Origin of the sequence: Streptomyces sp. WELS2, from assembly GCF_013870595.1 — a bacterium.
Classification (GTDB): domain Bacteria; phylum Actinomycetota; class Actinomycetes; order Streptomycetales; family Streptomycetaceae; genus Streptomyces.
In genome coordinates this window covers 1-11,888 of sequence record NZ_JACBWZ010000131.1, presented here as the reverse complement: position 1 = coordinate 11,888, position 11,888 = coordinate 1, and the positions used below count along the sequence as shown (strand labels likewise).

9 protein-coding genes are annotated in these 11,888 nt (G+C 71.8%); 8 read left to right on the top strand and 1 reads right to left on the bottom strand.

The window, feature by feature from the left end:
• On the bottom strand, positions 1 to 896 hold an 896-nt coding region (locus H5J33_RS11260; RefSeq protein ID WP_181794756.1), incomplete at its 3' end, for an aldo/keto reductase.
• Between the two features lie 76 nt (positions 897 to 972).
• Here H5J33_RS11260 and H5J33_RS11255 point away from each other — a divergent pair.
• The 8 genes from H5J33_RS11255 to H5J33_RS11220 form a co-directional block, all read left to right on the top strand.
• The gene (locus tag H5J33_RS11255; RefSeq protein ID WP_181794755.1) at positions 973 to 1,950 is read left to right on the top strand and encodes a 2-hydroxyacid dehydrogenase; all 978 of its coding nucleotides are present in this window, start codon (positions 973 to 975) and stop codon (positions 1,948 to 1,950) included.
• A gap of 385 nt (positions 1,951 to 2,335) precedes the next feature.
• The gene (locus H5J33_RS11250; protein ID WP_181794754.1) at positions 2,336 to 5,437 is read left to right on the top strand and encodes an EAL domain-containing protein; all 3,102 of its coding nucleotides are present in this window, start codon (positions 2,336 to 2,338) and stop codon (positions 5,435 to 5,437) included.
• Between the two features lie 243 nt (positions 5,438 to 5,680).
• Positions 5,681 to 7,531: an acetolactate synthase large subunit gene (locus H5J33_RS11245; RefSeq protein ID WP_181794753.1), complete on the top strand. Its 1,851-nt coding sequence runs from the start codon at positions 5,681 to 5,683 to the stop codon at positions 7,529 to 7,531.
• A 30-nt stretch (positions 7,532 to 7,561) separates the two neighbouring features.
• A complete protein-coding gene (gene ilvN / locus H5J33_RS11240) occupies positions 7,562 to 8,086 on the top strand; it encodes an acetolactate synthase small subunit (protein ID WP_181794752.1) in 525 nt (174 codons plus the stop codon).
• Positions 8,087 to 8,204: 118 nt separating this feature from the next.
• The gene (gene ilvC / locus H5J33_RS11235; protein ID WP_030614409.1) at positions 8,205 to 9,203 is read left to right on the top strand and encodes a ketol-acid reductoisomerase; all 999 of its coding nucleotides are present in this window, start codon (positions 8,205 to 8,207) and stop codon (positions 9,201 to 9,203) included.
• A gap of 252 nt (positions 9,204 to 9,455) precedes the next feature.
• Positions 9,456 to 11,048, top strand: coding sequence for a phosphoglycerate dehydrogenase (gene serA / locus H5J33_RS11230; RefSeq protein WP_181794751.1), 1,593 nt, complete (start codon positions 9,456 to 9,458; stop codon positions 11,046 to 11,048).
• A gap of 76 nt (positions 11,049 to 11,124) precedes the next feature.
• On the top strand, positions 11,125 to 11,361 hold the full coding sequence (locus tag H5J33_RS11225) for a hypothetical protein (protein ID WP_309485379.1): 237 nt from the start codon (positions 11,125 to 11,127) through the stop codon (positions 11,359 to 11,361).
• An 80-nt stretch (positions 11,362 to 11,441) separates the two neighbouring features.
• Positions 11,442 to 11,888: FAD-dependent monooxygenase (locus H5J33_RS11220; protein ID WP_181794750.1), on the top strand; the 447-nt coding region annotated here is incomplete at its 3' end.

Here is an 11,888-nt window from a genome sequence, read left to right as displayed (position 1 = left end):
TCCCGCTTGGTGCCCGGCAGCGCGATCACATGACGGCCCTGTGCCAGCACCCAGGCCAGCGCCACCTGGGCCGGCGTGACCTCCTCGCCGTGCCGCCGGGCGATGCGCCGCAGCCCCGCGACGATCGGCTGGTTGGCCGCCATCATCTCGGCCGTGAACCGGGGATGCCGGGCGCGTACGTCGTCCGGCTCGAAGCCCTCGCCCGGCGTCAGCGTGCCGGTCAGGAAGCCGTTGCCCAGCGGCATCGCCGCGAGGAAACCCACCCCGCGCGCCTCGCACCACGGCAGCAGCCCCTGGAGCGCCTCCGGCGACCACACCGACAGCTCCGCCTGCACCGCGCTCACCGGGAACACCTGCTGTATTCGCTGCAACCGGCGCAGCGTCGCGTCGTACAACCCGGCGCCCGAGCGGCGCCCGCCGCGCGCCCCCAGCGCACACAGGCCGAGCGCCCGCACCTTCCCGGCGCGCACCAGGTCCGCCATCGCGCCCCACGTCTCCTCGACGGGCACCTCGGGGTCGGGGCGGTGCAGCTGGTACAGGTCGATCACGTCCGTCTGGAGCCGGCGCAGCGAGGCGTCGCAGGCCCGCCGTACATAGCCGGGGCGGCCGTTGGCCACGATGTGCTGCTCGCCCACCAGCAGCCCCACCTTCGTGGCCACGAAGGCGTCCCGGCGCCGCTCCCGGAGCACCCGGCCCAGCAGCAGCTCGTTGGTGAACGGGCCGTACATGTCCGCGGTGTCCAGCAGGTCCGAGCCCAGGTCCAGCGCCCGGTGCACGGCTTTGACCGACTCCTCACCCCGCCGCCGGGACGCGGTGTAGGCCCAGCTCATCGGCATGCATCCGAGTCCGACGGCCCCCACCGCGAGTCCCCCCGCGCCGATCGTCCTGCGCTCCACCTGCTCGTGAACCTCCCTCTGGCCCGGCCACCAACCTAACCTCTGCGCGTCCACGGGCCTGACATAGCCTCCTGGCATGAGTGCAGAGGTCTGGCTTCCCATTCCGCCCGAGGAGATCGAGGGGCTGCCCGCGGGGCCCCGTTACCTGTTCTGGGACGGTGGCGCGGACGGTGACCAGCCGTTTCCCGGCGACCCGGCGCGGTGCGCGGTGTATGTCGTGCCGTACATGAAGCGGCTGTCGGTCCGGGTGGGCCCGCTGCCGCACCTGACGAACGTCCGGGTCGTCCAGACGCTCACCGCCGGCGTCGACGACGTCACCGCGCGGCTCTCGGACCTCCCGCCGGGCGTACGCCTGTGCAACGCACGGGGGGTGCACGAGACCAGCACGGCCGAACTGGCGCTCACCCTGACCCTCGCCGCGCTGCGCGGCATCCCGGAGTTCGTCCGCGCCCAGCGCGAGGAGCGCTGGGCGGCCGGATTCCACCCCTCCCTCGCCGACAAGAGCGTGCTGATCGTCGGGTACGGGTCCATCGGCGCCGCCATCGAGGACCGGCTCGAGCCCTTCGAGGTCGCGCGGGTCGCACGGGTCGCACGCTCCGGTCGCACGGCAGCGCGCGGTCCCGTGCATCCGATCACCGATGTGCCCTCGCTGCTTCCACACGCGGACGTCGTGATCCTGTGCACCCCCCTTACGGAGGACACCCGGGGACTCGTGGACGCGGACTTCCTCGCCCGGATGAAGGACGGGGCGCTGCTCGTCAACGTCGCGCGCGGAGCCGTCGTGGACACCAAGGCGCTCCTCGCCGAACTGGAACGAGGCCGGATCACGGCGGCCCTGGACGTGACCGACCCCGAGCCGCTGCCCTGCGGCCACCCCCTGTGGCAGGCGCCGGGCGTGCTGATCAGCCCGCATGTCGGCGGACCGTCCTCGGCCTTCCTGCCGCGCGCCAGGCGGCTGATCGCCGACCAGCTGACCCGGTTCGTGAACCACGAACCCCTGCGGAACGTGATCCTTACGACCGGTCCCGAAACGGCGGGAGCAACCGGGCGCTAGGCGCCTTCCGGCACCCTCCGCAATCTTTCGGACGCGCCCTGTACCGGCATACGCCCTGGTCGTCACGGAGCGTAGAGACGCTATGTCCCTGAGTGACGATCCTGGTGTATCGTCCCGGGCAGGGGCTGCGCCGCTGACATTCGGCGCCGGGGATGGACATTTCTGATCTGTGAGGGGGGCGACGGGCGATGCACGGCCTATGGACGAACGATCCGACGCGGCGGAGCCGCCGACGGCGACCCTGGCGCACGGCCGCGGACGGACGCGGCCATCACACCAGTCACCACAGCCACCACCAGCGCAGGTACAGCGGCCGTCGCCGGCCGGCGTACCCGGCGCAGCGGGACCGTCGGGACCGGGGAACGGCACGCACCGGGAGGCCCCGGTGAGCGCCCCGACCTCGGTGACGACCCCCCTGGGCAGCGCGGTGCGCGCACCGCACCCGCACGAGGCGCCGCCGTCGCGCCGGCCGGTGGCCGGCGAGAACCGGCGCCTGGTGGAGCAGCTCGTCCTCGCCCTGGTCTGCGCGGCCTACGCCGGCGGATCCGCCTTCGGCTGGGGCTCGGACCGGGTCGCGGACGTGATGGGCGACTTCGGGCTGAGCGCGGCGGCGGCCGCCGCCGCCGTGTCCTGCTTCCTGTACGCCCGCGGCCCGCGGGTCCGCTTCCGGTCCGCCTGGCTGCTGTTCGCCCTGTCGGCGACGATGAGCTCGCTGGGCAACGCGGTCTGGGGCTGGTACGAGGTCGCCCTGAGCGCGCCGGTGCCCAGCCCCAGCTACGCCGACCTGTTCTTCCTGTGCTTCGCGCCGCCCGCCATCGTGGGCCTGCTGGTGCTCGCCAAGCGGCCGGTGAGCAGAGCGGGCTGGATCTGCCTGGGGCTGGACGCCTGGCTGATCGGCGGCTCGCTGCTCACCCTCTCGTGGAGCCTCGCGCTCGCCCAGGCGGCCCGCATCGACGGGTCGAGCGTGGCGCACGCCGCGCTGTCGCTGGCGTACCCGCTGCTCGACATCGCCCTGGTCAGCATGGTGCTGGCGCTGCACTTCCGCCGTGCCCCGGGCAACCGCACGGCGGTGAACACCGCGATCGGCGCGCTCGCGCTGACCGTGCTGTGCGACGCGCTGTTCACCTCGCCGCTGCTGCACAGCAGTTACCGCTCCGGACGGCTGCTGGACGCGGGCTGGTTCGCCGGTTCCCTGCTGCTCGCGTACGCCCCCTGGGCCGCGCCCCGGCGCCGGGGCGGGCCGGAGGCGCACGCCTCCGACGGGCACACGCGCGTGGTCCACGAACACGTGCCGGGCCAGCGCGGCACCGGCCAGCGGAGCACCGGCCAGTGGAGCACCGGCCAGTGGGACGCGGGGCAGTGGAGCACCGGCCAGTGGAGCACGGGGCACCACCCCGCGTCCCCGCTGCCCGCGCCGGGCGGCGAGCACCTGCGCTACCCGGCCGGCCGTCCGCTCACCGGCTCCCTCGCCGCGCTCACCCCGTACCTCGCCGCGGCCGTGTGCACCCTGGGGATCCTGTACAACGTCCTCAACGGCCGCAGGCCCGACCACGTCGTGCTGATCACGGCGGGCGCCGTGGTGCTGGCGCTCGTCATCCGGCAGGGCATCATGCTGCTGGACAACATCACCCTCACCCAGGAACTGGCGCAGAAGGAGAACCACTTCCGCTCCCTGGTGCAGGGCTCCAGCGACGTCATCATGATCGCCGCGCCCAACGGCGTCCTGCGCTACGTCTCCCCGGCCGCCGCCGGGGTGTACGGCCGCCCCGCCGAGGAGCTGGTGGGCACCGAGCTCGCCGCCCTCATCCACCCGGAGGACCTGGGCCGCGTGGTGCACGAGGTGCGCCGCTTCCTGGCCGCGAGTCCGCTGGAGGAGCCCACCACGCGCATCGAGTGCCGGTTCCGCTCCGGCGGTGGGGGAGGCTGGCTCAACGTCGAGTCGACCGTCAACCGCCACCACGGCGGGCTGATCTTCAACAGCCGGGACGTGACCGAGCGGGTCCGCCTCCAGGCGCAGCTCCAGCACAACGCCGAGCACGACCCGCTGACCGACCTGCCCAACCGCGCGCTGTTCACCCGGCGGGTGCAGCAGGCCCTGGCCGGCCGCCGGGCCACCGACCGGGGCGCCGCGCTGCGCGGTACGGCGGTGCTCTTCATCGACCTCGACGGGTTCAAGGCGGTCAACGACACGATCGGGCACCAGGCCGGGGACGAGCTGCTCATCCAGGCCGCGCGCAGACTCCAGGAGGCGGTCCGGCAGGGCGACACCGCCTCCCGGCTGGGCGGTGACGAGTTCGCGGCCCTGATCGTCGGCGACGGCACCCGGGACCGGGCCGCCCGGGAGCGCAACATCCTGGAACTGGCCGACCGGCTGCGGGTGACCCTCTCCCAGCCGTACGTCATCGACGGCAACGACGTCCGGGTAGCCGCCTCCATCGGCGTCGCCTTCGCCGAACCGGGCCTGGGCGCGGGCGAGCTGCTGAGAAACGCCGACCTGGCGATGTACCGCGCGAAGTCGGCCGGAAAGGGCCGGGTCGAGCTGTACAAGCCGCAGATGCAGCAGGACGTCGTCCGCAAGGCGGAGCTGGCCACGCGCCTGCGCGCCGCGCTGCACGACGGCGAGTTCACGCTGCTGCACCAGCCGGTGGTGTGCCTGGAGAGCGGCCGGATCACGACCGTCTCCGCGCAGGCCCGCTGGCGTTCCTCCCAGGGGGTCCTGTTCACCCCGGCGGAGTTCCTGCGGGTGGCCGACGACGCCGACAAGACCGCCGAGCTGGACCGCTGGGTCCTCCAGCAGGCCGTTCAGCAGGCGGCCGAGCGGGCCGCCGCCGGGGTCGCCGTGCCGGTCACGGTCCGGATGAGCGCCCGGCGGCTGCTGGACCGCTCGTCCCCGCTGGGTTCGGTGGAGGCGCTGCTGACCCGGCACGGACTGCCGCCCGGGGCGCTGGTCGTGGAGCTGTCCGACACCGACCCCCGCGTCTCGCTGGACGAGCTGGAGCGGCGGCTGACCGCGCTCAGCCGGCTCGGGGTGCGGATCGCGCTGGACGGCTTCGGCAGCGGCTACGCGGCGATCACGGCGCTGCGGCGGCTGCCCGTGGACATCCTCAAGCTCGACCGCGGTCTGGTCGAGGGCGTGGTGGAGTCCGCGCGGCTGCACAAGATCACCAGCGGACTGCTGCGGATCGCCGGGGATCTGGGCCTGCAGTCGGTGGCCGAGGGCGTCGACCTGCCCGAGCAGGTGGCCGCGTTGCGCGCCATGGGCTGCACTCACGGCCAGGGCATGGCGTTCGCCGGTCCGCTGGACGAGTACCGGCTGCGCCGGGCGCTCGGTTCCGGCCACTATCCGGTGCCGCACGCCCCGGCCGAACCCGCGTTCGCGGGCAGTGCGAGGGAGCCGAACGGGGTGTACACAGGGGGTGTTCCCGCTGTCTTCGGAGGCGGCAGTGCCCTGCGCTCACATTCTGAGACTCCCGTCCCACCCACTTGACACGTGGTGCGTGCCGGGGGGAGGGTCAGTTCCATGCGCACCCGAATTCTCGTACTTGGACAGCGCGTCGGCTGAGCTGGGACCCACCGGAGGACGATCCGGAATCCCCAGCGACCTCACCGGCGCGCTCCCCTCGCTTGCCTTGTGGCACGAGGGGTTTTTTGTTGCACGAGTGCCCTTCGTGCAGCGCCCCAGATCCGCCCGAACCTCGCAAAAACCCTCAGCATCGAGAAGAGAATGCCGATGACCGAGCAGGCCACCGGGGCCCACCATCCGCAGCCGCGGCCCCGTTCCGGAGGACAGCAGTCCGCGCCCGTCGAGCACGTCACGGGTGCGCAGTCCCTCATCCGCTCCCTCGAGGAGGTCGGCGCGGACACGGTATTCGGCATTCCCGGCGGCACGATCCTGCCGGCGTACGACCCGCTGATGGACTCCACCCGGGTGCGGCACGTCCTGGTCCGGCACGAGCAGGGCGCCGGCCACGCCGCCACCGGCTACGCGCAGGCCACCGGCAAGGTCGGCGTCTGCATGGCCACCTCCGGACCCGGCGCCACCAACCTGGTCACCCCGATCGCCGACGCCAACATGGACTCCGTCCCGCTGGTCGCGATCACCGGGCAGGTGGTGTCCTCCGCGATCGGCACGGACGCCTTCCAGGAGGCGGACATCGTCGGCATCACCATGCCGATCACCAAGCACAGCTTCCTGGTCACCAAGGGCGAGGACATCCCGCGGGTGATCGCGCAGGCGTTCCACATCGCCTCGACCGGCCGCCCCGGGCCGGTCCTGGTCGACATCCCCAAGGACATCCTCCAGAAGAAGACCACCTTCTCCTGGCCGCCCGTCATGGACCTGCCCGGCTACCGCCCGGTGACCAAGCCGCACGCCAAGCAGATCCGCGAGGCGGCCAAGCTCATCACCGCCGCCAAGCGCCCCGTCCTCTACGTCGGCGGCGGCGTGCTCAAGGCCAAGGCCACGGCCGAGCTGAAGGTCCTGGCCGAGCTGACCGGCGCCCCGGTCACCACCACGCTGATGGCGCTCGGCGCGTTCCCCGACAGCCACCCGCTGCACGTCGGCATGCCCGGCATGCACGGCAGCGTCGCCGCGGTCACCGCGCTGCAGAAGGCCGACCTGATCGTGGCCCTCGGCGCCCGCTTCGACGACCGCGTCACCGGCAAGCTGGACAGCTTCGCCCCGTACGCCAAGATCGTCCACGCGGACATCGACCCGGCCGAGATCGGCAAGAACCGGGCCGCGGACGTGCCGATCGTCGGCGACGCCCGTGAGGTCATCGCCGACCTGGTCCAGGCCGTGCAGAAGGAGCACGGCGAGGGCCACAAGGGCGACTACACCGCCTGGTGGAGCGACCTGAACCGGTGGCGCGAGACCTACCCGCTCGGCTACGACCTGCCCGAGGACGGCTCGCTCTCCCCGCAGCAGGTCATCGAGCGGATCGGCGAGCTCGCCCCCGAGGGCACGATCTTCGCCGCGGGCGTCGGCCAGCACCAGATGTGGTCCGCGCACTTCATCCAGTACGACCAGCCCGCCACCTGGCTCAACTCCGGCGGCGCCGGGACGATGGGCTACGCGGTCCCCGCCGCCATGGGCGCCAAGGCCGGCCGCCCGGAGCGGACGGTGTGGGCGATCGACGGCGACGGCTGCTTCCAGATGACCAATCAGGAGCTGACCACCTGCTCCCTGAACAACATCCCGATCAAGGTCGCCATCATCAACAACGGCGCCCTCGGGATGGTCCGCCAGTGGCAGACCCTCTTCTACAACCAGCGCTACTCCAACACCGTGCTGCACAGCGGCCCGGACGACGTCAACCCGGACGCCCGCGGCACCCGGGTGCCGGACTTCGTGAAGCTGGCCGAGGCGATGGGCTGCGTGGCCCTGCGCTGCGAGCGCCCCGAGGACCTGGACAAGGTCATCGAGGAGGCCAACTCCATCAACGACCGCCCGGTGGTCGTCGACTTCATCGTCCACGAGGACGCGATGGTCTGGCCGATGGTCGCCGCCGGCACCTCCAACGACGAGATCATGGCCGCCCGGGACGTCCGCCCCGACTTCGGCGACAACGAAGACGACTGACCGTCAACAGGCAAGGAAGAGCAGAACACCATGTCCAAGCACACGCTCTCCGTCCTGGTGGAGAACACTCCGGGCATCCTCGCCCGGATCGCCGCCCTGTTCTCCCGGCGCGGCTTCAACATCGACTCCCTCGCGGTCGGCGTCACCGAGCACCCCGACATCTCCCGCATCACCATCGTGGTCAACGTCGAGGACCTGCCGCTGGAGCAGGTGACCAAGCAGCTCAACAAGCTCGTCAACGTGCTGAAGATCGTCGAGCTGGAGCCGGGCCAGGCCGTGCAGCGCGAACTCGTCCTGGTGAAGGTCCGCGCCGACAACGAGACCCGCTCCCAGATCGTGGAGATCGTCCAGCTGTTCCGCGCCAAGACCGTGGACGTCTCCCCGGAGGCCGTGACCATCGAGGCCACCGGTTCCAGCGACAAGCTGACCGCCATGCTCAAGATGCTGGAGCCGTACGGCGTCAAGGAGCTGGTCCAGTCCGGCACGATCGCGATCGGCCGCGGCGCACGTTCGATCACGGACCGCTCGCTGCGCGCCCTGGACCGGACGGCATAAGCCCCGCAACGGGCGGCCGGCGATCAACGGCCGCCCGTATCCCGAGACCCCCGAACTTCCTTCCCGCCCGCCGTCATACGGTGGGACGCACCACCTGCACACAAGGAGAGAACCCAAAGTGGCCGAGCTGTTCTACGACGCTGACGCCGACCTGTCCATCATCCAGGGCCGCAAGGTCGCGGTCATCGGCTACGGCAGCCAGGGCCACGCCCACGCGCTGTCGCTGCGCGACTCCGGTGTCGACGTGCGCGTCGGTCTGCACGAGGGCTCGAAGTCCAAGGCCAAGGCCGAGGAGCAGGGCCTGCGCGTGGTGACCCCGGCCGAGGCCGCCGCCGAGGCCGACGTCATCATGATCCTGGTCCCGGACCCGATCCAGGCCCAGGTCTACGAGGAGTCCATCAAGGACAACCTCAAGGACGGCGACGCGCTGTTCTTCGGCCATGGCTTCAACATCCGCTTCGGCTTCATCAAGCCCCCGGCCGGCGTGGACGTCTGCATGGTCGCCCCGAAGGGCCCGGGCCACCTGGTCCGCCGCCAGTACGAGGAGGGCCGCGGCGTTCCGTGCATCGCCGCCGTGGAGCAGGACGCCTCGGGCAACGCCTTCGCGCTCGCCCTGTCGTACGCCAAGGGCATCGGCGGCACCCGCGCCGGCGTCATCAAGACCACCTTCACCGAGGAGACCGAGACCGACCTGTTCGGCGAGCAGGCCGTGCTGTGCGGTGGCACCTCGGCGCTGGTCAAGGCGGGCTTCGAGACCCTGGTCGAGGCCGGCTACCAGCCGGAGATCGCCTACTTCGAGTGCCTGCACGAGCTGAAGCTGATCGTCGACCTCATGTACGAGGGCGGCCTGGAGAAGATGCGCTGGTCCGTCTCCGAGACGGCCGAGTGGGGCGACTACGTCACCGGCCCGCGCATCATCACCGACGCCACCAAGGCGGAGATGAAGAAGGTCCTCGCCGAGATCCAGGACGGCACCTTCGCCCGGAACTGGATGGACGAGTACCACGGCGGCCTGAAGAAGTACGACGAGTACAAGAAGCAGGACTCCGAGCACCTGCTGGAGACCACCGGCAAGCAGCTGCGCAAGCTGATGTCGTGGGTGGACGAGGAGGCCTGACCTCCCCTTCGCGTGGCGGTGTTCCCCGGCCCGGGGGCACCGCCACGCGGCTTCCCGCCCGGGCTCCCGACAAAGTGGAGCCTCTCATCCGGGTGATCCTTCCGCGGAGGCGTAATACCGAGCGCGCCGCGCCACTACACTTCTGCACAACACGCGTCAGGCCCACAGCGTCGTGCGTCTTCCGCGGCTAGCCCCCCTCCACCGCCTGCGGCCGTCGGGACGGCCGTCCGCATCGCACATGTGAGGACTCACGTGAGTAGCTCGAAACCCGTCGTACTCATCGCTGAAGAGCTGTCGCCCGCCACCGTCGACGCACTCGGCCCGGACTTCGAGATCCGGCACTGCAACGGAGCGGACCGCTCCGAGCTGCTGCCGGCCATCGCCGAGGTGGACGCGATCCTGATCCGCTCGGCCACCAAGGTCGACGCCGAGGCCATCGCCGCCGCGAAGAAGCTCAAGGTCGTCGCGCGAGCCGGCGTCGGCCTGGACAACGTCGACGTCTCCGCCGCCACCAAGGCCGGCGTGATGGTCGTCAACGCCCCCACCTCCAACATCGTGACCGCCGCCGAGCTGGCCTGCGGTCTCATCCTCGCCACCGCCCGCAACATCCCGCAGGCCAACGCCGCGCTGAAGAACGGCGAGTGGAAGCGCAGCAAGTACACGGGCGTGGAACTGGCCGAGAAGACGCTGGGCGTCGTGGGCCTGGGCCGCATCGGTGCCCTCGTCGCGCAGCGCATGTCCGCGTTCGGCATGAAGGTCGTCGCCTACGACCCCTATGTGCAGCCCGCGCGGGCCGCGCAGATGGGCGTGAAGGTGCTGTCGCTGGACGAGCTGCTGGAGGTCTCCGACTTCATCACCGTCCACCTGCCCAAGACCCCCGAGACCCTCGGCCTGATCGGCGACGAGGCGCTGCGCAAGGTCAAGCCGAGCGTGCGCATCGTCAACGCCGCGCGCGGCGGCATCGTGGACGAGGCGGCGCTGTACGCGGCGCTGAAGGAGGGCCGGGTCGCCGGCGCCGGCCTGGACGTGTACGCGAAGGAGCCGTGCACCGACTCCCCGCTGTTCGAGCTGGACCAGGTCGTGTGCACCCCGCACCTGGGCGCGTCGACCGACGAGGCGCAGGAGAAGGCCGGCATCGCCGTCGCCAAGTCCGTCCGCCTCGCCCTCGCCGGCGAGCTGGTGCCGGACGCGGTCAACGTGCAGGGCGGTGTCATCGCCGAGGACGTCAAGCCGGGCCTGCCGCTGGCCGAGCGCCTGGGCCGGATCTTCACCGCGCTGGCCGGCGAGGTCGCCGTCCGCCTCGACGTCGAGGTCTACGGCGAGATCACCCAGCACGACGTGAAGGTGCTGGAGCTCTCCGCGCTCAAGGGCGTCTTCGAGGACGTCGTGGACGAGACCGTGTCCTACGTCAACGCGCCGCTGTTCGCCCAGGAGCGCGGGGTCGAGGTGCGCCTGACCACCAGCTCGGAGTCGTCCGAGCACCGCAATGTGGTGACCGTGCGCGGCACGCTCGGCACCGGCGAGGAGGTGTCGGTCTCCGGCACGCTGGCCGGCCCGAAGCACGTCCAGAAGATCGTCGCGGTCGGCGGGTACGACGTCGACCTCGCGCTCGCCGACCACATGCTGGTGCTGCGCTACGAGGACCGTCCGGGTGTCGTCGGCACCGTCGGCCGCATCCTCGGCGAGGCGGGCATCAACATCGCCGGCATGCAGGTCGCCCGCGCGGCGGTGGGCGGCGAGGCGCTGGCCGTGCTGACCGTCGACGACACCGTGGGCACCGCCGTGCTGGCCGAGCTCTCCGCGGAGATCGGTGCCGCGTCGGCCCGGTCGGTCAACCTGGTCTGAGCAACGCGCGAGAACGCCGGACGGGCCGAGGTCTCCTCGGCCCGTCCGGCGTTCGGCGGACGAGCGGCTGGCCGAGGTGCGCAAGCTGCTCGCCGAGGCGCAGGGGGAGGGCCGCAGCGGGCTCGTTGCCATGATCGGCGGTATCCCGGAGGCCGACGTGGACCCTGAGCGGGCCGAGACCGAGGGCCGGCTCTACCAGACCCTGCTCGACGGCCTCATGGTCCAGTGGCTCTTCGACCCGGAGACGGCGACCACCGCCGAACAGCTCACCGAGGGCCTGCGGCGGGTGATCGGCGCCGCACAGGGGCGCTGATCCGGCCCGATTGCGGGCGGCCGGCGGGCGCGTCAGAGTGACCCCATGGGGCGAACCCGCCGCGCGGAACGGCGTCCGGGATGCCCGTAGCGGACACCGAGACGGCGGTGCTGATCGTGGGCGGCGGGCCGGTCGGGCTCACCGCACGGGCACTGCTGGCCCGGTGGGGCGTACCCGCCCTGCTGGTCGAAAGACGCCGGGAGCTGTCGCCGTTCCCCCGCTCCCGGCTGGTCAACGTCCGCTCGATGGAGATCCTCCGCGGGCTCGGTCTGGCCGGCCGGGTCGCCGCCCGCGCCTTCCCCCCGGAGTACGGCCGGGTCCGCTTCCGCGACACCCTGAGCGGCCCCGACTTCGCCACCGCCGCCATGAGCGGGGTCCGCGCACCGGTGCCCGAGAGCCCCGTGACCGGTGTCGTCACCTCCCAGGACCGGCTGGAGCCCGTCCTGCTCGGCGCGGCGGGCACCCCGCCGTGGTTCGGCCGCGAACTAGTCGGGCTGACCGAGGAACCCGACGGTGTCGTGGCGCTG

Bases quoted from the DNA above. Each gene is read 5' to 3' on its own strand.
- H5J33_RS11255 (WP_181794755.1), top strand. From the start codon at position 973: ATGAGTGCAGAGGTCTGGCTTCCCATTCCGCCCGAGGAGATCGAGGGG.
- H5J33_RS11245 (WP_181794753.1), top strand. From the start codon at position 5,681: ATGACCGAGCAGGCCACCGGGGCCCACCATCCGCAGCCGCGGCCCCGT.
- ilvN (WP_181794752.1), top strand. From the start codon at position 7,562: ATGTCCAAGCACACGCTCTCCGTCCTGGTGGAGAACACTCCGGGCATC.